The sequence below is a fragment of the Saccharothrix carnea genome (assembly GCF_003014735.1).
GTDB lineage: Bacteria > Actinomycetota > Actinomycetes > Mycobacteriales > Pseudonocardiaceae > Actinosynnema > Actinosynnema carneum.
Genome location: NZ_PYAX01000003.1, coordinates 162,188 through 184,252, shown reverse-complemented (window position 1 = coordinate 184,252; position 22,065 = coordinate 162,188). Strand labels below are relative to the sequence as shown.

The 22,065-nt window shown below is 72.8% G+C and carries 22 protein-coding genes and 1 pseudogene; 14 read left to right on the top strand and 9 right to left on the bottom strand.

Annotation, left to right across the window (positions count from 1 at the left end):
- Positions 1–5: 5 nt before the first annotated feature.
- The 6 genes and pseudogenes from B0I31_RS09110 to B0I31_RS09085 form a co-directional block, all read left to right on the top strand.
- Complete coding sequence (locus B0I31_RS09110; RefSeq protein ID WP_106614902.1) at positions 6–794, top strand: metallophosphoesterase family protein; 789 nt, start codon at positions 6–8, stop codon at positions 792–794.
- Positions 795–821: 27 nt separating this feature from the next.
- A complete protein-coding gene (locus B0I31_RS09105) occupies positions 822–1,271 on the top strand; it encodes an SRPBCC family protein (protein ID WP_106614901.1) in 450 nt (149 codons plus the stop codon).
- Entirely contained in the window at positions 1,268–2,464 is a 1,197-nt protein-coding gene (locus tag B0I31_RS09100) for an ArsA family ATPase (protein ID WP_106614900.1), read from the top strand. Before B0I31_RS09105 ends, B0I31_RS09100 begins: the two co-directional genes overlap by 4 nt.
- A gap of 5 nt (positions 2,465–2,469) precedes the next feature.
- Positions 2,470–2,805 (top strand): hypothetical protein, encoded by a 336-nt coding sequence (locus tag B0I31_RS09095; RefSeq protein ID WP_106614899.1) that lies wholly within the window; start codon positions 2,470–2,472, stop codon positions 2,803–2,805.
- Positions 2,799–3,770 (top strand): ROK family protein, encoded by a 972-nt coding sequence (locus tag B0I31_RS09090; RefSeq protein WP_106614898.1) that lies wholly within the window; start codon positions 2,799–2,801, stop codon positions 3,768–3,770. Before B0I31_RS09095 ends, B0I31_RS09090 begins: the two co-directional genes overlap by 7 nt.
- Positions 3,771–3,915: 145 nt before the next feature.
- Positions 3,916–4,803 (top strand): annotated as a pseudogene (locus B0I31_RS09085) (anti-sigma factor RsbA family regulatory protein); the annotation flags it as partial.
- A gap of 46 nt (positions 4,804–4,849) precedes the next feature.
- Here B0I31_RS09085 and B0I31_RS09080 read toward each other — a convergent pair.
- Entirely contained in the window at positions 4,850–5,338 is a 489-nt protein-coding gene (locus tag B0I31_RS09080) for a hypothetical protein (RefSeq protein WP_106614896.1), read from the bottom strand.
- Between the two features lie 201 nt (positions 5,339–5,539).
- Between B0I31_RS09080 and B0I31_RS09075 the strand changes: the two genes are divergently transcribed.
- The 3 genes from B0I31_RS09075 to B0I31_RS09065 all read left to right on the top strand — a co-directional run bounded on the left by B0I31_RS09075 (position 5,540) and on the right by B0I31_RS09065 (position 7,912).
- A complete protein-coding gene (locus B0I31_RS09075; protein WP_106614895.1) occupies positions 5,540–6,271 on the top strand; it encodes a lysophospholipid acyltransferase family protein in 732 nt (243 codons plus the stop codon).
- A gap of 22 nt (positions 6,272–6,293) precedes the next feature.
- Positions 6,294–6,806, top strand: a complete 513-nt coding sequence (locus tag B0I31_RS09070) for a polyadenylate-specific 3'-exoribonuclease AS (protein ID WP_073886536.1) — start codon at positions 6,294–6,296, stop codon at positions 6,804–6,806.
- Positions 6,807–6,886: 80 nt separating this feature from the next.
- Positions 6,887–7,912, top strand: a complete 1,026-nt coding sequence (locus tag B0I31_RS09065; protein ID WP_106614894.1) for a 6-phosphofructokinase — start codon at positions 6,887–6,889, stop codon at positions 7,910–7,912.
- Between the two features lie 64 nt (positions 7,913–7,976).
- Here B0I31_RS09065 and B0I31_RS09060 read toward each other — a convergent pair whose 3' ends face one another.
- Together B0I31_RS09060 and B0I31_RS09055 are read right to left on the bottom strand one after the other, a co-directional pair.
- Positions 7,977–8,333 (bottom strand): cupin domain-containing protein, encoded by a 357-nt coding sequence (locus tag B0I31_RS09060; protein ID WP_106615389.1) that lies wholly within the window; start codon positions 8,331–8,333, stop codon positions 7,977–7,979.
- A gap of 17 nt (positions 8,334–8,350) precedes the next feature.
- Entirely contained in the window at positions 8,351–8,599 is a 249-nt protein-coding gene (locus B0I31_RS09055; protein ID WP_146173784.1) for a DUF4242 domain-containing protein, read from the bottom strand.
- Between the two features lie 99 nt (positions 8,600–8,698).
- Between B0I31_RS09055 and B0I31_RS09050 the strand changes: the two genes are divergently transcribed.
- Positions 8,699–10,408 carry an AfsR/SARP family transcriptional regulator gene (locus B0I31_RS09050; protein WP_106614893.1) on the top strand — a complete coding sequence of 570 codons (1,710 nt, stop codon included), beginning with the start codon at positions 8,699–8,701 and terminating at the stop codon, positions 10,406–10,408.
- Here B0I31_RS09050 and B0I31_RS09045 read toward each other — a convergent pair.
- Positions 10,395–10,682: a DUF2891 family protein gene (locus B0I31_RS09045; RefSeq protein WP_181320071.1), complete on the bottom strand. Its 288-nt coding sequence runs from the start codon at positions 10,680–10,682 to the stop codon at positions 10,395–10,397. The genes B0I31_RS09050 and B0I31_RS09045 overlap by 14 nt on opposite strands.
- A gap of 64 nt (positions 10,683–10,746) precedes the next feature.
- Here B0I31_RS09045 and B0I31_RS09040 point away from each other — a divergent pair, with 64 nt between their 5' ends.
- Positions 10,747–12,135 (top strand): class II 3-deoxy-7-phosphoheptulonate synthase, encoded by a 1,389-nt coding sequence (locus tag B0I31_RS09040; protein WP_106614891.1) that lies wholly within the window; start codon positions 10,747–10,749, stop codon positions 12,133–12,135.
- A gap of 57 nt (positions 12,136–12,192) precedes the next feature.
- Here B0I31_RS09040 and B0I31_RS09035 read toward each other — a convergent pair whose 3' ends face one another.
- Positions 12,193–14,253, bottom strand: a complete 2,061-nt coding sequence (locus B0I31_RS09035; protein WP_106614890.1) for a Stk1 family PASTA domain-containing Ser/Thr kinase — start codon at positions 14,251–14,253, stop codon at positions 12,193–12,195.
- Positions 14,254–14,438: 185 nt separating this feature from the next.
- Between B0I31_RS09035 and B0I31_RS09030 the strand changes: the two genes are divergently transcribed.
- Positions 14,439–14,804 (top strand): Rv2175c family DNA-binding protein, encoded by a 366-nt coding sequence (locus tag B0I31_RS09030; RefSeq protein WP_073886640.1) that lies wholly within the window; start codon positions 14,439–14,441, stop codon positions 14,802–14,804.
- 86 nt (positions 14,805–14,890) lie between these two features.
- On the opposite strand, the gene B0I31_RS09025 is transcribed toward B0I31_RS09030, so the two are convergent.
- The 3 genes from B0I31_RS09025 to B0I31_RS09015 form a co-directional block, all read right to left on the bottom strand.
- Positions 14,891–15,778 carry a phytoene/squalene synthase family protein gene (locus tag B0I31_RS09025; protein WP_106614889.1) on the bottom strand — a complete coding sequence of 296 codons (888 nt, stop codon included), beginning with the start codon at positions 15,776–15,778 and terminating at the stop codon, positions 14,891–14,893.
- Between the two features lie 188 nt (positions 15,779–15,966).
- A complete protein-coding gene (gene crtI / locus B0I31_RS09020) occupies positions 15,967–17,460 on the bottom strand; it encodes a phytoene desaturase family protein (protein ID WP_106614888.1) in 1,494 nt (497 codons plus the stop codon).
- A gap of 2 nt (positions 17,461–17,462) precedes the next feature.
- Complete coding sequence (locus tag B0I31_RS09015) at positions 17,463–18,530, bottom strand: polyprenyl synthetase family protein (protein WP_106614887.1); 1,068 nt, start codon at positions 18,528–18,530, stop codon at positions 17,463–17,465.
- A 115-nt stretch (positions 18,531–18,645) separates the two neighbouring features.
- Between B0I31_RS09015 and B0I31_RS09010 the strand changes: the two genes are divergently transcribed.
- Positions 18,646–19,530: a methylenetetrahydrofolate reductase gene (locus B0I31_RS09010; RefSeq protein ID WP_106614886.1), complete on the top strand. Its 885-nt coding sequence runs from the start codon at positions 18,646–18,648 to the stop codon at positions 19,528–19,530.
- Between the two features lie 86 nt (positions 19,531–19,616).
- Here B0I31_RS09010 and B0I31_RS09005 read toward each other — a convergent pair whose 3' ends face one another.
- Positions 19,617–20,273, bottom strand: a complete 657-nt coding sequence (locus tag B0I31_RS09005) for a DUF3153 domain-containing protein (protein ID WP_106614885.1) — start codon at positions 20,271–20,273, stop codon at positions 19,617–19,619.
- 105 nt (positions 20,274–20,378) lie between these two features.
- Here B0I31_RS09005 and B0I31_RS09000 point away from each other — a divergent pair, with 105 nt between their 5' ends.
- The gene (locus B0I31_RS09000; RefSeq protein ID WP_106614884.1) at positions 20,379–22,061 is read left to right on the top strand and encodes a DUF885 domain-containing protein; all 1,683 of its coding nucleotides are present in this window, start codon (positions 20,379–20,381) and stop codon (positions 22,059–22,061) included.
- Positions 22,062–22,065: the final 4 nt, after the last annotated feature.

Genomic DNA, 22,065 nt, shown 5'->3' with positions numbered 1-22,065 from the left:
CTCTTGTGCGGGTTCACGTCGTCTCGGATGTCCACGGCAACGCGGAGGCGCTCGCCCGAGCCGGTGACGGCGCCGACGCGCTGGTCGTGCTCGGCGACCTGGTCGACTTCGTCGACTACTACGACCACGACAAGGGCATCCTCGGCCGGGTGTTCGGCGCGGAGAAGGTCGAGGTGTTCGCCCGGCTGCGGCGCGGCCGGTTCGGCGCGGAGACGGTCCGTTACATGCGGTCGCTGTGGGAGAGCCTGGACAACGCCGCGGACGTCGTCCAAGAGGCGATCATGGAGCAGTACGCCGCGCTGTTCGGGGCGATGAGCGCACCCACCTACGCCACGCCCGGCAACGTCGACAGCCCCGAGCTGTGGCCGCTGTTCGCCCGCGACGGCGTGCACGTGCTGGACGGCGAGGTGGCCGAGATCGGCGGGCTGCGGTTCGGCTTCGCGGGCGGCGCGGTGCTGCACCCGGGTTTCGTGCCGAACCGGCGCGGACCGTGGCGGCCCTACCTGCGCACCGAGGAGGAGTTCGGCGCCGCGCTGGCCGGGCTGGGCGAGGTGGACGTGCTGTGCACGCACGTGCCGCCCGCCGTGGCCGAGTTGACCTACGACGTGGTGGCCCGCCGTCCCGAGCTCGGCTCGACGTCGTTGCTGAAGGTGATCGAGCGCGACCGGCCGCGGTGGTCGGTGTTCGGGCACGTGCACCAGCCCTTGGCGCGCCGGGTGCGGGTCGGCTGGACCGAGTGCGTCAACGTCGGCCACTTCCAGCGCACCGGCACGCCCCACGTCCTGCGTTGGTGAGCCGAACCACCGGGTAGCCTCCCCGACATGGCCGACGAGTCCACCCAGTCCATCGTCATCGACGCGACGCCCGAGGAGATCGCGGCGGTCATCGGCGACTTCGCCGCCTACCCGGAGTGGGCCAACGGGGTGAAGCGCGCCGAGGTGCTGGAGACCGGGGCGGACGGCCGCGCGGCGCAGGTCAAGTTCAACATCGACCAGGGTCCGATCAAGGACGAGTACGTGCTCGCCTACGACGAGTGGTCGCCGAGCCGCATCTCGTGGCACCTGGTCAAGGGCCAGATGCAGAAGTCGCAGGAGGGCAGCTACGCGCTGACCCCCCGGGGTGGCTCGACCGAGGTCACCTACACGCTGTCGGTGCAGCTGGTCGTACCCATGATCGGCCTGTTCCGGCGCAAGGCCGAGAAAATGATCATGGACACCGCGCTCAAGGAGCTCAAGCGCCGGGTGGAAAACCGGGTGGGCCACGCTGGATGAGCGCCCGCCTCCTGCTGTTCACCGGTAAGGGCGGGGTCGGCAAGACGACCTTGGCCGCCGCCACCGCCACCGCGCTCGCCGCCGGTGGCCGCAAGGCGCTGGTCGTGTCCACCGACCCGGCCCACTCGCTGGGCGACGCGCTGGGCGTGCCGCTGTCCGGGCACGTCAGCGAGGTCGAGGGCGGTCTGCACGCGGCCCAGATCGACCCGCTCGCGCTGGTCGACGACGCGTGGCGCGATCTGCGCGGACACCTGCGAACCGTGCTCGCCGGCGCGGGCGTGGACGAGCTGGACGCCGAGGAGCTGACCGTCCTGCCCGGCGTCGAGGAACTGCTGGCGCTGTCGGAGGTGCAGCGGCTGGCCCGCGGCGGGCCGTGGGACGTGGTGGTCGTCGACTGCGGGCCGACCGCCGAGACGCTGCGCCTGCTCGCGCTGCCCGACGCGTTCGCCTCCTACCTGGAACGGCTGTTCCCGACCCACCGCCGGGTGGTGCGCGGGCTGCTGGCCGGTGTCGCGGGCAACGGCACGGTGGAGAAGTGGGACGCCACCGCCGACGCGCTGGGCAGGCTGGCCGAGAACCTGGAGCAGCTGCGCTCCCTGCTGACCTCGCCCACCACCAGCGTGCGGCTGGTGCTGACCCCCGAGCGGGTCGTCGCGGCGGAGACCAGGCGGACCGTCACGGCGCTCGCGCTGCAGGGCATCAGGGTCGACGGCGTGGTGGCCAACCGGGTCGTGCCGCACCCCGGCTCCGGCCGCGGACCGGCCGCCGCGTGGCTGCGCACCAGGCGCGCCGAGCAGGACGCGGTGCTCGCCGAACTGGCCGACCTCGGGTCGGTGCGCACGGTGGAGCACCGGGCCGCCGAACCCGTCGGCACGGCCGCGTTGCTGGACGTCGCCGAAGGCCTCTACCAGGGGCGCGACCCGCTGGAAGGTGGCGCGGGTGACGGCGGGCAGCTGCTCTCGGTCGAGCGGACCGGTGAGCTGGAGTACACGTTGCGCATCGCGCTGCCGGTCGGCGACTCGTCGCTCGACCTGGCGCGGGTGGGCGACGACCTGGCCGTCACCGTGGACGGCAGGCGCCGGCTGATCGCGCTGCCGTCGCTGCTCAAGCGCTGCCTGGTGACCGGCGCGGAGCTGGACGACACCGGGTTGGCGGTGCGGTTCGCACCCGACCCCGATCTGTGGATGCGGTGAGGCCCGTGGACTCGAAGCTCGCCGAAGAGCTGCGCCTGCTGCTCGACGCCGCCGCCGAGCGGGCGCAGCCGTGGCTGGACCGGGTGGCCGCCGAGGACGGGCACGACACCCGGACCTGCGGCTGGTGCCCGTTGTGCAACGCGGTGGCGCTGGCCCGCGGTGATCGCTCGGAGCTGGCCGCCAAGGCGGCGGAGCACGTGGCCGGGCTGATCGCCGTGCTGCGGGCGGCGCTGGCCGAGCCCGCCGCCGACGACGCCGCGCCGGAGCAGCCGGTGCGGCCGGAGAAGCCGCGCGTCCAGCACATCCCGGTGGTGCGGCGCGACCAGGGGTCGCAGTGCTGACTGTCGGCGTCGACGTCGGCGGGACGAGCGTGCGCGCGGGTGTGGTCGACGGTGACGGCGCGGTGCTCGACACGGCGCGTGCGGCCACGCCCAGCGGCGAGGAGGCGTTGGAGGAGGCGATCGGCACGGCCGTCGCCGAGCTGGCGTCCCGGCACCGGATCGCGGGCGTCGGCCTGGCCGTGGCCGGGTTCGTGGCCTCCGACCTGCGGACGGTGCGGTTCGCGCCGCACCTCGCGTGGCGGCAGGCACCCGTGGCGGACCGGATCTCGCGGCGCGTCGGCATGCCCGTGGTGCTGGAGCACGACGCGAACGCCGCCGCGCTGGCCGAGCACCGGTTCGGTGCGGCGCGCGGTGCGAAGATCGCCGCGCTGGTCGCGATCGGCACCGGCATCGGCGGCGCGCTGCTGCTCGACGGGCAGGTGTTCCGCGGCGCGCACGGCGTGGCGCCCGAGCTGGGGCACCTGCGGCTCGTGCCGGACGGGCGGCCGTGCCCGTGCGGGAAAAGCGGCTGCTGGGAGCGGTACTGCAGCGGCACGGCGTTGAGCACGACAGCGGTCGAGCTGCTGGCCCGCTACCCCGGCCAGTCGACCGTGCTGGCGCGGGAGGCGTTGGGCGACTCGCGGGCGGTGACCGGGCGTCGGGTGGCGGGCGCGGCGCGTGACGGCGACCCGTTGGCGCAGCGCGCCATGGCGGACCTGGCGCGGTGGCTCGGGGAGGGGTTGGCGCTGGTCGCCGACGTCTACGACCCCGAGGTCGTGGTGATCGGCGGTGGCGTGTCGGAGTCCGCGCCGCTGTTCCTGGACGACGCGCGCGAGCGGTACGCGGCCGTGGTGACCGGCGCCGGGCACCGGCCGCTGGCCCGCATCCGGACCGCGCAGCTCGGCGACGACGCCGGGATCGTCGGGGTGGCGACGCTGGCGCGCGACGTGGCGGCGAGCACCGCGCGCAACGGCCGGCACCGTTGACCTCCCGGCACGCGTAGCATCGCGGAATGCGGACCGCCGTCTTCCGGGGACCGCGCGACCACGACGTCCGCGAGTCCCGCGTCGAGCCCGTGGTGCGCCGATGAGGACCGGTGCGGCCAACGGGCACGTCGGGTACTTCCACGAGACCGCGTTCTACGGCAGCGACGACGACTTCCGGTCGATCGTCGTGCCGTTCGTGGAGGAGGGCGTGGCGGCGGGTGAGCCGGTGGTGGTGGCGTGCCGCCCGGGGAACGAGCGGCTGATCCGGGACGCGGTGGCGGACCTGTGCGGCGTGGTGTTCCGGCCCGGCGGCGACCAGTACGACCGGCCGACCGAGGCGATCCTGGAGTACCGGAAGCTGTTCGCCGAGTACGCGGGCGTGGCGCAGATCCGGGTGGTCGGCGACGTGCCGCACCCCGGCGTCGGTGCGACGTGGGACTGGTGGTCGCGGTACGAGGCGGCGGTGAACGAGGTCTTCGACGAGTACCCGCTGTGGGGCCTGTGCCCGTACGACCTGCGGACCACGCCGGCGCGGGTGCTGGCGGACGTGGTGCGCACCCACCCGCACGTGGCCGGGACGGACGGGTCGCACCTGCCGAACCCGCGGTACCGGTCGGCGTGGACGTTGCCGTCCGCCGGGCAGACGGCGTTCGAGGCCGGTCGGCCGCTGGTGGAGCTGACCGACCCGACGCCCGCGGAGGCCAGGCGCGCGGTGACCGCGGCGTGCGCCGGTGCCCGGTTGAGCCGCGACGAGGTGGACGACCTCGTGTACGCGGCGAGCGAGGCCGTGACCAACGCGCAGGCGCACGGCCGGCCGCCCGTGCGGCTGCGGGCGTGGGCCGGGGCGACGCACGTGCTGGTGGCCGTGACGGATCAGGGCGACGGCCCGTCCTCACCCCTGGCCGGCCTGATCCCGACCGACCGCACTGCCACGGCCGGCGTGGGCCTCTGGCTGACCCACCGCACGTGCCGCGACGTGACCATGACCCGCGACCCCGAGGGCTACACCATCCGCCTGACCGCCGGCCCCTGACCCGCGAGTCGAACCTCCAGGTCCCGCGTGTCGAACGCTCGCGGGGTTAGAGGACGGCGCCGTCGTCCCAGCCCGAGTCGGGCGGTTGGGTGTTGCGCATGCGCAGGATCAGCCAGCCGGCGCCCGAGCACATCACGATCAGGGCCAGCGGGGTGCCGATCACGCCGGTCAGGCCGAACAGTCCCGGGAAGAGCAGGAGGACCACGCCCAGGACGATCACCGCCAGCGCGGCGATGGTGCCCGGCCGCAACGCGGGCAGCGGCGGCGGTTCCGGCGGCACGTAGTGGTCGCTCGGGTCGTCCGAGTCGGCGGCCGAATCCGGGTACGAGTCGGGGTCGTCGTCGACCGTGGCCACCGCGGGCTGACCCTCGGGCCGCCCGGGACGCGCCGGTTCGGCCTCGTCGCCCTCGTCGGGTTCGAGCTCGTCGGGGAGGACCTGTTTGCCCACGCCTTCGCGTTCCAGGCCCGCCACGATCTCGGCGAAGGTCGCGTCCACGTCCTCCGGGCCGTCGGTCGAGTCGCGTCGGGAGTTCATCGGCGTGCTCCAGCCCTCCGGGTCGTGAAGGCCAATCCTCTGCCAGGTTCCATCGTCCCACGAGCCCGTTGTGTTGCGGATTACGGCAGCCGGTGGACCTTGGGACCGTACCGCCTCGGCCCGGGTGTTCGTTGTGTGTTTCGCCGCCGGCTCCGTAGGCTGGCGTCGGGGATCAAGCACGTCGAGGAGGCGCTCCCAGCGGTGCTCTACTGGTTGATGAAACACATCTTTCTCGGGCCGCTCCTGAAGCTGTTCTTCCGACCCCGGATCATCGAGGGCGCGGAGAACATCCCCAAGGAGGGCGGCGCCATCCTGGCGAGCAACCACCTCGCGGTCTCCGACTCGTTCTTCCTCCCGTTGAAGCTGTCCCGCCGGGTCACCTTCCCCGCCAAGATCGAGTACTTCACCGGCAAGGGGCTCAAGGGCCGGTTCCAGCGCTGGTTCTTCTACGGCGTCGGCCAGGTTCCGATCGACCGGTCCAGCGCGTCGGCCGCCCAGGGCGCGCTCGACACCGGCGTGCGGATCGTGCGCGAGGGCAAGCTGCTCGGCATCTACCCCGAAGGCACGCGCTCGCCGGACGGCCGCCTCTACAAGGGCAAGGTCGGCGTGGCGTGGATCGCGCTGGAGTCCGGCGCGCCGGTCATCCCGGTGGCGATGTTCGGCACGGACAAGGCCAACCCCATCGGCTCGCGGATGTGGCGGCCGTACCCGATCCGGATCAAGATCGGCAAGCCGCTGGACTTCTCCCGCTACGAGGGACTGTCCGGCGACCGGTTCGTGCTGCGGTCCATCACCGACGAGATCATGTACGCCCTCATGGAGCTGTCCGGCCAGGAGTACGTCGACGTGTACGCGGCCAAGGCGAAGGAGGGGCAGGCCGACGACAAGCAGGCGAAAGCCGTCGATCGGCTGCCCGAGGCGAAGGCGGGCTGATCGGCACCCCTAGGCTGGTGGGGTGCGGTTCTTCTACGACTGTGAGTTCATCGAGGACGGGGTCACCATCGACCTCGTCTCCATCGGAGTGGTCGACGAGGAAGGCCGCGAGTTCTACGCCGTGTCCACCGAGTTCGACCCGGCCAAGGCCGGTCCGTGGGTGCGCGCGAACGTGCTCAACCAGCTGCCGCCGCCCGCCGACCGGGCGTGGCGCAGCCGGGAGCGCATCCGCGAGGACCTCCTGGATTTCCTCGGCGGTGCCAAGGCCAACCGGGACGACATCGAGCTGTGGGCGTGGTTCGCCGCCTACGACCACGTCGCGCTGGCCCAGCTCTGGGGCCCGATGCCGGCGTTGCCGCGCAGCCTGCCCCGGTTCACCCGCGACCTGCGCCAGCGCTGGGAGGACGTGGGCAAGCCCCGCCTGCCTCAGGCGCCCGCGGACGCGCACGACGCGTTGGCCGACGCCAGGCACAACCTCGCGCGCTGGAAGGTGATCGAGAGCGAGCGGCTGCGGAAGGGTTTCGCGGTCCGGTAGGTGGACCCTCGCTTGCTGCACCGATCCAGCACGTGTCAGGCTTGGGTGACCAACGCCACGAGAAGAGATTGGCTAAGCAAATGCGCATTGGTGTGCTCACCGGCGGTGGCGACTGCCCCGGCCTCAACGCGGTCATCCGCGGCGTGGTCCGCAAGGGCATCGAGGCCCACGGCTGGGAGATCGTGGGTTTCCGGAACGGGTGGCAGGGTCCGATCGAGAACCTGACCAAGCCGATCGGGCTCGGTGACGTCGAGGACATCCTCACCAGGGGCGGTACCATCCTCGGCTCGTCGCGCACCAACCCGTACAAGATCGAGGGCGGTGTCGACCGCATCCGCGAGACCCTCGCGGCGAACAAGGTCGACGCCCTGATCGCCATCGGCGGCGAGGACACCCTCGGTGTCGCCAAGCGGCTCACCGACGACGGCATCGGCGTCGTGGGCGTGCCGAAGACCATCGACAACGACCTGGGCGCGACCGACTACACGTTCGGCTTCGACACCGCCGTGCACATCGCCACCGAGGCGATCGACCGGCTGCGCACGACGGCCGAGTCGCACCACCGGGCGCTGGTGGTCGAGGTCATGGGCCGCCACGCGGGCTGGATCGCGCTGCACTCCGGCCTGGCCGGCGGCGCGAACGTGATCCTGGTGCCGGAGCGGCAGTTCAGCGTCGACAAGGTGGTCGAGTGGGTGGAGCGGCGCTTCGAGCGCCAGTTCGCCCCGATCATCGTGGTCGCCGAGGGCGCGATGCCCGAGGGCGGCGCCGAGGTGCTGCACTCCGGTGAGAAGGACGCGTTCGGCCACGTGCGGCTGGGCGGCATCGGCACCTGGTTGGCCGAGGAGATCGCCGAGCGGACCGGCAAGGAGTCCCGCGCGGTCGTGCTGGGCCACGTGCAGCGCGGCGGCATCCCGACCGCCTACGACCGCGTGCTCGCCACCCGGTTCGGCCTGCACGCGGTGGACGCGGTCGCCGAGGGCGACTTCGGCGTCATGGTCGCGCTGCGCGGCACGGACATCGTGCGCGTCAAGCTGGCCGAGGCGACCGCCGAGCTGAAGACCGTTCCGCTGGAGCGCTACCAGGAGGCCGAGGTCTTCTTCGGCTGAGTCGCGCCCCGCAAGGACGAGCGCCCTCGGACTCCCGAGTCCGGGGGCGCTGTTCGTGGGCGGACTACTTCTTGGCGTAGTCGCGCAGGCCCGTGAAGTCGACCATCACGCACGGCTCGTCGCCGACGACCCAGGCGTCGTGCCCCGGCTCCACCATGAGCGCCTCACCCGGTCCGGCCTCGCCTTCCGCGCCGTCGTCCATGACGACGTGCATCCGGCCGGAGAGGATGTAGCCGGTGTGCGCGGCCTGACAGGAGTCGGTGCCCGCGATCGGCTTGACGTCCTGCGTCCACCGCCAGCCCGGCTCGAACTCCGCTCTGCCGACCGTGGTGTCACCGACGGTGACCAGGTCGACGTGACCGTGCGGGAACTCCCGCACCTCTTCCGGCTCCGTGAAGCTCTTCGACGCCAGTACGGACATCTCGGTCACCCTTCGTCTCAGCCTTGCACCACGGGGTAGATCTCGTCGGCCACGAGGCCGTGGGCCTCGCGGTGCACCCGGTGCGCGCTCTCCGCGTCCGGTGCGTCTACCAGGCAGAAGACCTTCCCGTCCTTCTCGTCGACCCAGTAGTTGAGGTAGCGGACGCCATACTGCTCCTGGGTGCGGAGGTCGGCGGCGTGGGCGTCGGCCACGTCCTTGGGTCCGGCGCCTTCGGGCAGGTGGTTGTGCACGTCCATGAACAACATGGCGTCCTCCTAACGGGTGGGATCGGGCCACGTTAGGTGGCGGGGTGTTCCCAAACCGTTCCCACGGCGGTACGGCCGCAGCGGACGTAGGGTGCCGCCATGCCGGCCACCTGCCAGGTGCGTGTGCTGGGCAGGTTCACCGTCGAGGTCGACGGCCGACCCGTCCCCGGTGACGTGTGGCGCAACCGCCGCGCGGCCGACGTGGTGAAGCTGCTCGCCATCGCGCCCGACCACCGCCTGCACCGCGAGCAGGTGATGGACCGCCTGTGGCCCGACTTCCCCGTGGACGCGGCGGGCGCGAACCTGCGCAAAGCCCTGTACTACGCCCGACGAGCCCTCGGCCGTGCCGACGCCATCCGCTGTGAAGGACGACTCCTCACGCTCTGGCCCGCCGGCGACCTCGACGTCGACCTGGACCGGTTCGAACGCGCCGCGGACGCCGCGCTGGCCTCGGGCGACCCGGCCCGCTGCGCGCTCGCCGCCGCCGACTACCGGGGCGGCCTGCTCGCGGACGACCGCTACGAGTGCTGGGCCGCCGAACCGCACGAGAAGGTCGAGGCCAGGTACGTCGCCCTCCTGCGCGCCGCCGGTGACTGGGAGCGCCTGCTGGAGCTGGACGAGACCGACGAGGACGCGCACCGCGCGGTGATGCGGCGGCACCTGGCCACCGGCCACCGCCGTGAGGCGCTGCGCCAGTTCGAACGGCTCCGCCGCGCGCTGCGGGAACGGATCGGCGTCGGACCGGACGCGGAGACCGTCGCGCTCTACGAGTCGGCGCTGACCTCGGCGCAGCCACCTTCCCCGGCGCAGCGGGCGGCCGTCGCGCTGGCCAACGGCCTGGTCGCGTTCGGGCGGCGCCACCTGGCCGAGGCCGAGGACCTGGCCAGGCAGGCCCGCGTGCTGGCGCTGGACGCGGACCTCGGCCACGAGCTGGGCGAGGCCTCCACGCTCCTCGCCCTGGTCGCCCACGCCCGCGGCACGTGGCACCGGCTGTTCCGGGAGGAGTTCGCCGACTCGGTGCGGCACCCGACCCGCCCCGAGGTGTTCGACGCGCACCTGTGCTTCCAGGAGTTCTACCTCTACGGGCCGGAGGGGCACGACGGCGCGGAGTCGTTCGGCCGCGACCTGCTCGCGATCGCCTCCCGGGCGGGCTCGGCGGCGGGCCGTGCCTTGGCCTACCTGCTGCTGGGCGAGTTCGCGTTGCTGTCCGGCCACCTCGACGCCGCGGTCGCCACCCTGGACGCGTCCCTGGGCGAGGCCGAACGCACGGGCTGCGTCTCGGCGCGGTCCCTCGCGCTGGAACGGCGGGCCGAGGCGCAGGCCCGTCGCGGCGACCGCGCCGCCGCCCGCGCCGACCTCGACCGGGCCCTGCCGCTGGCCCACGCGTCCGGCATCCCGTCGCACCTGGTCGTCCGGGTGCACGGGGTGCGCGTGCTCGCCGCCGACAGCCTCGGCGGCGAGCTGGGCGCGATCCGTGACGCGGAACGGTGGCTCGCCGAGGCGCCGCACGTGTGCGACCCGTGCTCCATCGGCTTCCGGATCGCGGCGGCGACGGCGTGCGCGACCGCGGGCAGCCCGAGCCGCGCCCGACCGCACCTGGCCGAGGCGGAGCGGATCAGCGGCCTGTGGCAGGGCGGACCGTGGACGGCCGCGCTGTGGGAGGTGCGGGCCGAGGTCCGGCGCGCGGAAGGCCACCACGCGCAGGCGTCGGCGTTGTTCCTCGAAGCCGCCGACCGGTTCGCCGCGCTGGGCCGACCGCTGGAACAGCGGCGGTGCCTGGCCGCCGCCACCGGCCTCAGCGGCCCGTGAACGCCCCGAAGTGCAGGTAGGCGGCGAACGTGCCCAGCCAGTGCTCGGCGTAGTAGCCGTGGCCGAACACGTACCGCAGCCCGGTCTCGCGGTGGGCTTCGGCGGCGGTGCGGGCCAGGTCGGTGTAGCGGTGGTGCAGGGTGCGCAGCGGCACCAGGTCGGCGTCACCGGTGACGACGTGCGACCAGTGCGCCGGGTAGTCCCGCTGGACGTTCCGCACGGCGGTCGACAGCAACCTCGCCGCCGTGTCGTCATCCGATGGGGTGTCCGGCATGGTCCACATCATGCACAGGTCGGACCCGCGTCCGTCTCTGAGTGTGGACAGCTATCTTTAACGTGTGAACTGGACCGTGGACGTGCCCGTGGACACGCTTCCCGAGCTTCCGCCCCTACCGCCCGAGATGCGCGACCGGCTCGACGACGCGCTCGCCCGGCCTGCCGCCCAGCAGCCGGAGTGGCCGGACGCCGAGCAGGTGCGCCGCGTGCGCACCGTGCTGGAGAGCGTGCCGCCGATCACCGTGCCCGCCGAGATCGACCGGCTGCGCGACAACCTGGCCGAGGTCGCCCGCGGCGAGGCGTTCCTGCTGCAGGGCGGTGACTGCGCGGAGACGTTCGCGGACAACACCGAGCCGCACATCCGCGCGAACATCCGGACCCTGCTGCAGATGGCCGTCGTGCTCACCTACGGCGCGAGCCTGCCGGTGGTGAAGATCGGCCGCATCGCGGGCCAGTACGCCAAGCCGCGCTCGTCGGGCATCGACGCGCTCGGCCTGCCGTCCTACCGCGGCGACATCGTGAACTCGCTGGTGGCCACGCCCGAGGCGCGCGTGCCGGACCCGTCCCGGATGATCCGCGCCTACGCCAACGCGGGTGCGGCGATGAACCTGCTCCGCGCCATGACCACCGCGGGCATGGCCGACCTGCACCGGCTGCACGACTGGAACAAGGACTTCGTCCGCCAGTCGCCCGCCGGTGAGCGGTACGAGGCGCTGGCCGGCGAGATCGACCGCGGCCTGCGGTTCATGTCGGCGTGCGGCGTGAACGACATGTCGCTGCACACCACCGAGATCTTCGCCTCGCACGAGGCGCTGCTGCTCGACTACGAGCGGGCGCTGCTGCGCCTGGACACCAACGGTGACCAGCCGAGGCTGTACGACCTGTCGTCGCACTTCCTGTGGATCGGGGAGCGGACCAGGCAGCTGGACGGCGCGCACATCGCGTTCGCCGAACTGCTGTCCAACCCGATCGGGTTGAAGATCGGCCCGTCGACCACGCCGGAGATGGCGGTCGAGTACGTCGAGCGGCTCGACCCGCACAACCAGCCCGGCCGGTTGACGCTGATCAGCCGCATGGGCAACGGCAAGGTGCGCGACGTGCTGCCGCCGATCATCGAGAAGGTCACCGCCTCCGGCCACCAGGTCATCTGGCAGTGCGACCCGATGCACGGCAACACGCACGAGTCGTCCACCGGCTACAAGACGCGGCACTTCGACCGGATCGTCGACGAGGTGCAGGGCTTCTTCGAGGTGCACCGGCGCCTGGGCACGCACCCCGGCGGCATCCACATCGAGCTGACCGGCGAGGACGTCACCGAGTGCCTGGGCGGCGCCCAGGAGATCTCCGACCTCGACCTCGCGGGCCGCTACGAGACCGCCTGCGACCCGCGGCTGAACACCCAGCAGTCGCTGGAGCTGGCCTTCCTGGTCGCGGAGATGCTGCGCAGCTAGCGGTAACGCCCTGAACGCCACCGGTGGCCCCGACTCCGCGGAGTCGGGGCCACCGTTCTACACGGCGATGATCGTGATCCGGGTGTCCTTCGGGACGCGCTCACCGGCCCGGATGGACTGGTTCACCACGCGGGCGCGGTCGCGGTCGTTGAACTGGACGTCGACCTTCAGGCCCGCGTCCTCCAGGATCTTCTTCGCTTCCTTGACCGACTTGCCCTCGACCTGCGGCACGGTCACGCCTTCCGGCGCCACGAAGACGGTCACCCGCCGGTTGTTCGGGGGCAGGTTCGTGCCCGCCGGTGGGTCGGTGCGCACCACCTTGCCGCCGTCGACCCGGTCCGAGGGTTCCTGCGGCCCTTCGACCGGCTCGAACCCGGCCGCGCTGAGCTCGGCGAACGCCTCGTCCTTCGTCTTGCCGATCACGCTGGGCACCGGCTTGGGCTCGGAACCCTTGCTCAGCACGATCGTCACCGCCGAGCCGATCGGCACCGGCGTGCCCGGCGCGGGCTTCAGCGTCACCACCTTGCCCTTGGGCACGCGGTCGCTGAACGCATCCTCGGCGGGGTTGAGCTGCGGCTTCAACCCGACCGACGCGATCTCCTGCTCGGCGAGCGCCACCTCGGCACCCCCGTTGACCTGCGGCACCACCGGCCTGCCCGCGGACACCACGAGCCGCACCAGGTCACCCTGCTCGGCCTCGGTCCCGGCGGGCGGGTCGGTGCTGATCACCTGCCCGCTGGGCACGGTGTCGCTGTTCTCCCGGCGCACGGTCTTGGTCAACGACGCCTCGTCCAGCATCGCGGTCGCCGCGGCCTCGTCCTGGCCGACCAGGTTCGGCACGGTGGTGACCTGGCCGACCGTCAGCCACCAGGTCGTGAAACCGATGAGGATCGCGGCCACCACGACGACGCTGAGCCACGTGATGAACTGCCGCTTGCTGCGCGCCCGCATCTCCTCGAGGACCTGCTCGGGCGTCTTCTTCTTCGGCGGTCTCTTGGGACGCGGGCGGGCTGCCGGGGGCGCGGGGGCGGCGAGCTGCGGCTCGGGCGGCGCGAGCAGGGCCGCCCGGGGGATCGCCCTGGTGCCCTGCGGGCCCGACGTCGGCGGCACGAGCGGGTTCGGGCGGTGCACCGGCACGGTCGGCTCGGCGAACGGCGCGCCCGCACCGACCCGCACCGGCTCGACCCGCACCGTCTGCTCGGCCGTGCCGAACGGCGCCCGCACGTGCTCGGTCGCCTCTTCCGCGGTCGCGGCGGCGGTGGGCAGCGGCACGTCCACGGCGGCGATGCCGAGCTTGGCCCGCGCCGTCTCCACCTCGGACAGGAACGACTCGGCGTCCGCGGGCCGCAGGAACGGCTCCTTGCGGGTCGCCCGGCGCACCAGCTCCGCCACCTCGGCGGGCACGTCCGGCACCGGCGGCACGTCGTCGTTCACGTGCCGGTAGGCCACCGAGATGGCGTTGTCGCCCACGTACGGCGGCGCGCCGGTCAGCATCTCGTACAGCAGCACGCCCGCCGAGTACACGTCGCTGCGCGCGTCCGTGGTGCCCGTGGTGACCTGCTCGGGAGAGAGGTAGGCCACCGTGCCCAGGATCATGGTGTCGCTGGTCACACCGGCCGTGGAGACGGCCCGGACCAGTCCGAAATCGGCGACCTTCACCGTGCCGCCGGGCCCGATGAGCACGTTCTCCGGCTTCACGTCCCGGTGCACGAGGTCGGCGCGGTGCGCGGCGGCCAGCGGCGAGAGCACCTTCTCGACGACGGTCAGCGCCAGCGGCACGTCCAGCTTGCCGCGCGCGTTGAGCAGGTCGCGCAGCGTGCCGCCCTCGACCAGCTCCATGACCAGGTACACCCGGTCCTCGTCCACGCCCTGGTCGTGGACCTGCACCACACCGGGGTGGTGCAGCTTCGCGGCGGCCCGCGCTTCCCGCTCGAACCGCGCCACGAACTGCGGGTCGGCGGAGAAGCGGGGGTCCATGACCTTGATGGCCACGGTGCGCTCCAGGCGCGTGTCCACACCGCGGTACACGGTGGACATTCCGCCCCGCGCGACCAGGGTGCCGACCCGGTAGCGTTGTTCGAGCAGCCCGCCGATCACGTTCGTCGCCGACCTTTCCACAGCCGTGGATCGTACGGTGGGTGGTGCCGGACCGATGCTGTGCGCTGGAGCATCCCACGCGTGCTTGTGGGATCCGTGTCAAAGTCGGTGGAAACAGGGGGTGTCCGCAAGCCGACCCGTGGGTGTACCGCCACCACCCGGTTGGCGCAGGGCGTCGTTCACGTCGTTGTGGCATCGTGACGCACGTGAGTGCGATTCCTGCCGCTGCGGATGTGCTGGCTCCCGACCTGGAGGTCCTGCCCCTCCCCGAGGTCGCCGAGCGTCTTGGCCTGCCGATCAACCGAGTCCACCAGTTGCTGCGCGACGGTCAACTGCTCGCGGAGCGCCGGAACGGCGTCCTCGTCGTCCCCGCCCAGTTCCTCGCCGCCGGAGGCGTGGTGAAGGGGCTGCCCGGCACCATCACGGTGCTGCGCGACTCCGGCTTCTCGACCGAAGAGATCCTCCGGTGGCTGTTCACCGAGGACGAGACCCTGCCCGGCACGCCCATCGAGGCGTTGCGCGGCGACCGCGGCCGTGAGGTGAAGCGGCGGGCACAGGCCCTGGGCTTCTGACGAGCACCGCACCAACCCCAGACGACCGAACCACGTCCGGGCGGCTCCTCTGCTGTGGGAGTCGTCCGGACGTCGTGCTTCCTGGCCTAACGCCCGGTGACGCGTGCCGCCAGGGCACGGGCGAACCCGGGCACGGCCACCGCCAGCCGCCGCGAGGTCGGCACCACGACCCGCCGGTCCAGCACCTGGTAGTCGGCCGCCGCGATCCCGTCCAGGATCTCCCGGTACAGCGTGAGCGCGGTCCGCACGCACGGCCGTGACACGGGCCGCAGCATCGGCACGCCCAGCTCGGCCTCCCGGTACACCGCCATCGTGTGCGCGACCAGGTGCTTCAGCACCCGCCGCACCCGCTGGTCGACCTGCCCCGTCCGCCGGCACCGCACCAGCAGCTCCCGGTCGACGCCGTAGGCCGCCAGCAGGTCCCCGGGCAGGTACACCCGGCCGCGGTCGAGGTCCTCGCCGACGTCGCGCAGGAAGTTCGTCAGCTGGAACGCCCGGCCCAGCGCGGCGGCGGACGGCTCAGCCTCCGCGCGCGGCACGACCGTGCCGAACACCGGCAGCAGCTGCAGCCCGATCACGGCCGCCGAACCGTGCACGTACCGGTCGAGCGCGGCGAAGTCCGGGTAGGACGTGACGGTCAGGTCCATCCGCATCGACGTCAGGAACTCGCTGAACAGGACCGGGTCGATCGAGTAGCGGCGCGCGGTGTCCACCAGGGCCGCGAGCACCGGGTGACCCGTGCGCCGCCCCGCCAGCTCGTCGGCGAGCTGGGCTTCCAGCTGTTCCAGGTCACCGGCCGGGTCGGTGGAGGCGCCGCTGTCCACGATCTCGTCGGCCCACCGCGCGAAGCCGTACAGGGCGTGCACGGCGGGCCGCTGCGCGGGCGTGAGCAGGCGGGTGGCGAGGAAGAACGTGCGGCCGTGCCGGGCGTTCAGCTCGCGGCACCGGGCGTAGGCCGCGGCCAGGTCCGTCACGCGTGCCCGCCGCGCGGTCGTGGTGGCCGGGTGCGGGTAGCCGACGACCGCACCGGCCCGGCGGGTGCGGCGCTCGATCGGGGGAAGGACGGGGTCGCGGCCATCGGGGCGACATCGTCGCACAGCGCCCTCACCCGCCCGCGCCCCTGGATGGGCCACACGGACGAGTGACCCCCCGGCCGTGGTGGTCAGTGCCGGGTGTGTGCCTGTCGCGGCTGCGCCGACCGGCGTGACCGCGTGGCGGCGGGTCCGGTGATGCGCTGCGCGGCCAGCCGGCCCGAGATCAGCACCGGCGGCACGCCCACGCCCGGCGTGGTGCCGCAGCCGGCCAGCACGGCGTTGTCCAGCACGAGGTTGCGCGGTCGGAACGGCCCGGTCTGGGCGAACGTGTGCGCGGCCGAGAACGGCGTGCCCGCGGCCAGGCCCATCGCGGCCCAGTCCTTCGGCGTGACCAGCTGCTCCACCTCGATCGCGGCACCGAACCCGGTGAGCCCGCGCCGCTCCAGCACGCCCACCAGCTCGTCGCGGTAGGCCGGGCCGACGCGGTCCCAGTCGACCGGGCCGGTCCGCAGGTTCGGCGCGGGCGCCAGCACGAACATCCCCTGTCCGGGCGGCGCGGTGACCAGCAGCGACGGATCGCTCATCAACGTGCCGCGGCGGATCAGCTCGTCGAACGTCCGCTCCCACTCCCGGCCGAAGTACAACGTGTGGTGCGCCAGCTCCGGCCACGTCCGGTCCACGCCCGCGTGCAGCACGACCGCCGACGGCGACCACGTGATCGGCAGCGGGCGGCGCGGGCGGTGGCCCAGCAGGCGGTACGACATCGGCAGGTCCGGCGTGAGCACCACCGCGTCGCACGGGATGCGCTCACCGTGCGAGGTGCGCACCGCGGTGACCCGGCCGCCGATGCGCTCCAGCCACGCCACCGGCGTCTGGAAGCGCAGGTCGGCGCCCGCGTCCCGGGCCGCCGCCGCCAACGCGTCCGGCAGCGCCCGCATCCCGCCTTCGGGGTAGTGGACGCCCGCGATCGTGTCCATGTACGCGATGACGGCGTACGCGGCGAGGGCCTTGCGCGGCGGCACGCCGGCGTACAGCGCCTGGAACGAGAACACCCGCTGCAACCGCTCGTCGTGCAGGAACCGCGCCACCGAAGGCCCGAGCCTGGCGAACCCGCGCAGCGCGGCCAGCTTCGCCAACTGGGGCGTGAGCAGGGACAACGGCGAGTCGAAGTTCGCGCCGATGAACTGCTCGCGCTCCACCCGGTACAGCTCGGTCAGCCAGCGGCGCAGCGCCCGGTACCCGGCGGCCTCGCGCGGACCGGCGAACCGGCGCACCTCGGCCTCCATCGCCTCGGCGTCGGAGTGCACGTCCAGCGTGCTGCCATCGGCGAAGCGGGCCCGGTAGGCGGGGTGCAGGGGCCGCAGGTCCAGCCGGTCGCGCAGCGACTCCCCGACCGCGTTCAGCGCCTCGTCCACCAGCTCCGGCATGGTCAGCACGGTCGGCCCGGTGTCGAACCGGTAGCCGCCCAGGTCCAGCCGACCGGCCCGGCCGCCGGGGACGGCGTCGCGCTCGACCACGGTGACCCGGCGTCCCGCGCCGAGCAGGTGCAGCGCGGCGGACAACCCCGCCAGGCCGGCACCGACCACGACGACGTGGTCGGTGCGGCCGGTGACCGTGCGCATGGTCAGGAGGTCCTCTTCGTGGCGCTGATCGCCAGTTCCGCGAGCCGCTCACCGGCCGGTTCGGCGATCGGCGACCGGTCGAGGGCGCGCAGCGCGGACTCGGTCAGCTCGGCGATCCGCTCCTCGACCGCGTCCACCGCGCCGACCTCGCGCAGCCGGGCGCGCACCTGGTCCACGGTCGCCACGTCCAGGTCGGGCTTGCCCAGCGCCTCGTGCAGCACGTCCGCGCCGAACTCCATGCCCAGCGCGACCAGCAGCGTCCGCTTGCCCTCGCGCAGGTCGTCCCCGGCGGGCTTGCCGGTCACCGCCGGGTCGCCGAACACGCCGAGCAGGTCGTCGCGCAGCTGGAACGCCACCCCGATGTCCGTGCCGAACGACCGCAGGCCGTCCACCAGCTCCGGGGACGCACCGCCGATCGCCGCACCCATGTGCAGCGGCCGTTCGACGGTGTACGCGGCGGTCTTGAGCCGGTCGATGCGCAGCGCGGCGTCCAGCGAGGCGTCGCCGCGCGCCTGCGTGAGCACGTCGAGGTACTGGCCGGCCAGCATCTCGGTGCGCATGTCCCGCCACGGCAGGCTCAGCCGCTGCAAGGCGTCGGTGGGCAGGCCCGCGGCGAACAGCATGTCGTCGGCCCAGGCCAGCGCCACGTCCCCGATCAGCACGGCCGCGGCCAGCCCGAACCGCTCCGGCTCGCCGAGCCAGCCCTGGTCGAGGTGCCTGCGGGCGAACCGGACGTGCACGGTCGGCATGCCGCGGCGGGTCTCGGAGGCGTCCATCAGGTCGTCGTGCACGAGCGCGCACGCCTGGATCAGCTCCAGCGAGCTGACCGCGGTGAGCACGGCCTCGGCCAGCTCGCCGTCCGGGTCGCCGCCCGCCGCGCGCCAGCCCCACCACGCGAACGTGGGCCGGATCCGCTTGCCGCCGCCGAGGACGAAGTCGGCCAGCGCGTCGACGGCGCCGGTGAAGTTCTCCTCCATGCGCGCACCCAGGGCCCGGCGGTCGGCCAGATAAGCGGCAAGCGCTTCGTCGACGTGCTTGGGCAGTTCGAGGTCCAACGGGTGGGGCGGCACCCGTCTATGGTCACCTCTGCCGCTTCGGGATGCCCAACCGGGGTGGCCGGTCCGGCTGGTCCCATCCGGTGACAGCCGTCTTCCACACCTCGGGCGTACCTCTAGGCTGTGCGGCATGACGTCGGTGGTCGATCGCCTGCACGGGAATTCCCCCGTGTTCTCAGTCGAGTTCTTCCCCGCGCGCGACGAGGCCGAGGAGACCGTGCTGTGGCGCGCGATCCGCGAGCTGGAGGCGTTCGACCCGGCCTTCGTGTCCATCACCTACGGCGCGGGCGGCTCCACGCGGGACCGGACCATCCGCACCACCAGCCGGGTGGCGCAGGAGACGACGCTGCTGCCGATGGCGCACCTCACCCTGGTCAACCACTCGGTGGCCGAGCTGCGCAACGTGATCGGCTGGTACGCGGCTGTCGGCGTGCGCAACATCCTGGCCGTGCGCGGCGACCCGCCGGGCGACCCGAACGGCGAGTGGACGGCCCACCCGGAGGGCCTGACCTACGCCGAGGAGCTGGTCCGGCTGTGCCGTGAGCTCGGCGACTTCTGCGTGGGCGTGGCGGCGTCGCCGTACGGCCACCCCCGGTCGGCCGACCTCGACACCGACACCGAGTACCTGGTGCGCAAGCTGCGGGCGGGCGCGGACTTCGCGATCGCGCAGCTGTTCTTCCAGCCGGAGGACTTCCTGCGCCTGCGCGACCGGGTGGCCGCGCGCGGCTGCGACACAGTGCTGATCCCGGGCCTCATGCCGCTGACGACGCCGCGGACGCTGGCCAAGACGGTGGAGCTGTCCGGCTCCTCGGTGCCGGACTCGGTGGCGCGCCGCCTCGACCCGTACGTCGACGACCCGGCGGGCTTCCGCGCGGCCGGGATCGACCTGGTGACCGAGGTGGGGGAGCGGCTGCTCGCGGAGGGCGTGCCGTGCCTGCACTTCTACACGTTCAACCGATCCAAGGCGACTCGCGAGATCGTGGGTCGCCTCGGCCTGGTTCCCGCCAGAGCCTGAGGTCCGCCCGGCCTACCCCTGACCCGCGAGGGCGCGAACGACCGACTTCCTGGCGACCGAGCCCGCCGTCTGCGGAGCAGCGGCAATCAAACACTGTCCACCTGGTGGCGGCGGTGGGCGACGATCGCCAGGATCAGCACGATCAGCGCGGCACCGCCGGTCAGGCCGGCCACCAGCATGGTCCAGCCGAAGTACGACACCGAGTTCGCCCCGGCGTAGCGGACCGTCGCGCTGAGCATCGACGCCTGGCCGGGCTTCGGGGACCACGCGATGGTCGCGTTGTCCTCTTCTTGCCCGTTCGTGTCGACGATTTCACCCGGAAAGCTGATCTTCACCTGGATGTCGGCGCGCTCCGGCGGCACCTGCGTGAGGTCGACCGAACCGGACAGCGTCACCAGGTCTCCGGACCGCCGGAACGTGAGCTGGTACCGGCTGGACGACGCGCTGGTCGCCGCCGACAGCGACCGCACCTCGTCGAACGTCAACCCGCTGAACGACAGCTGCGTGCCGACGTAGTCGTCCACCTTGTACGGCTTGGTGCTGACCCTGCCGGCCAGCTCGTTCGGGACTTTCAGCTGCGGGCCGGGGTCGTTGTCCTTGGTCGGCGGCGTGGCGGCGGTGATCTCGCCGGACACGCGGTCGTCGGAGGACACCGCCATGGCGGCGTGCAGCCGGACGCACCCCGTCAGCGACAGCAGCGCGAGGAGGAAGACCGGTAGGAGCAGCGCGGAGGCCCTGGACACCCGGCCATCCTGCCGGCCACGGTCAAAAGTTGACCGCTGGTACACGATCGTGAGCGTGGCTAATTACCTGTTGGAGGGACACGGCCCGCAGGTAACGTGCGGCGCATGTCAACCTCCTCCGCCGGCGGCGTGCACGGCATCAGCAACCAGTTCGTGGTCGATTACGCGGCGGCGGACCCGTTGGCCGCGACGTTCATCGGCGTGCCCGGCCACGACGACCGGCTCACGGACTACTCGCCGGAGGGTCACGCCACCCGCAGGGAGCTGGCGCGCGACGCGCTCGCCGCGATCGACGCCGCGCAGCCCGCGGACAAGTCGGAGGCCGACGCGAAGGCCGTGTTCCGGGAGCGGGTCGGCCTGGAGGTCGAGCTGCACGAGGCAGGCCTGATGGAGGGCGGGCTCAACGTCATCGCGAGCCCCGTGCAGTCGATGCGCGAGGTGTTCGACCTGATGCCCACCGACACCGCCGACGACTGGGCCGTGATCGCCAAGCGGCTCACCGCCGTGCCGGACGCGGTGGCGAACCTGCGCGCGGGCCTCGCCTACGCCGCCGACCAGGGTCGGGTTTCGGCGTTGCGGCAGGTCACCAAGGTCGCCGAGCAGTGCGACACGTGGGCGGGCCGGTCCGGAGGCAAGTCGTTCTTCGCCGCCCTGATCGCCGACGCGCCCGCGGACGGCGCGCTGCGCACCGACCTCGAAGCGGGCGCGAAGGCCGCCGCCGAGGCCTACGGCGACCTGGCCGCGTTCCTGCGCGAGGACCTGGCGCCCAAGGCGCCGAAGAAGGACGCCGTCGGCGAGGACGTCTACCGGCTGCAGTCCCGCTACTTCACCGGCTCCCGCCTCGACCTGGCCGAGGCCTACGAGTGGGGCTGGGCGGAGTTCACCCGCATCGAGACCGAGATGAAGCAGGTCGCGAACCGGATCAAGCCGGGCGCGACCCTCGCCGAGGCCGCCGCCGCGCTGGACGCGAACCCGCGCTACCTGGTGCACGGCAAGGACGGCCTGCGGTCGTGGATGCAGGAGCTGTCGGACAAGGCGCTGCTGGACGTGCGCGGCGTGCACTTCGACCTGCCGGACGAGCTGATGAAGCTGGAGTGCCGCATCGCGCCGCCCGGCGGCGGTGTCGGCGCCTACTACAACGGCCCCACGCCGGACTTCTCCCGGCCAGGCCGCATGTGGTGGTCCGTGCCGGAGGGCAAGGAGGAGTTCTCCACCTGGCGCGAGGTCTCGACCGTCTACCACGAGGGCGTGCCCGGCCACCACCTCCAGGTCGCCACGGCGGTCTACCAGGCGGAGAAGCTGAACGACTTCCAGCGCCTGATGTGCTGGGTGTCGGGCCACGGCGAGGGCTGGGCGCTGTACGCGGAGCGGCTGATGCGCGAGCTCGGCTACCTGGAGGACGACGGCGACCTGCTGGGCATGCTGGACGCCCACCTGTTCCGCGCGGCCCGCGTGATCATCGACATCGGCATGCACCTGGAGCTGGAGATCCCCCGGGGCACCGGCTTCCACGAGGGCGAGCGGTGGACCCCGGAGCTGGGCCTGGAGTTCATGCTCACCCGCACCATCACCGACCCGGCGCACGTCCACGACGAGATCGACCGCTACCTGGGTTGGCCCGGCCAGGCGCCGTCGTACAAGCTGGGCGAGCGGCTGTGGCTGGCGGCCCGCGACGACGCCCGCTCCCGGCACGGTGACGCGTTCGACCTCAAGACGTTCCACCGGCAGGCCTTGGAGATGGGCGCCATGGGGTTGGACACTCTTCGTGAGCGGCTCACCGAACTCTGACCCG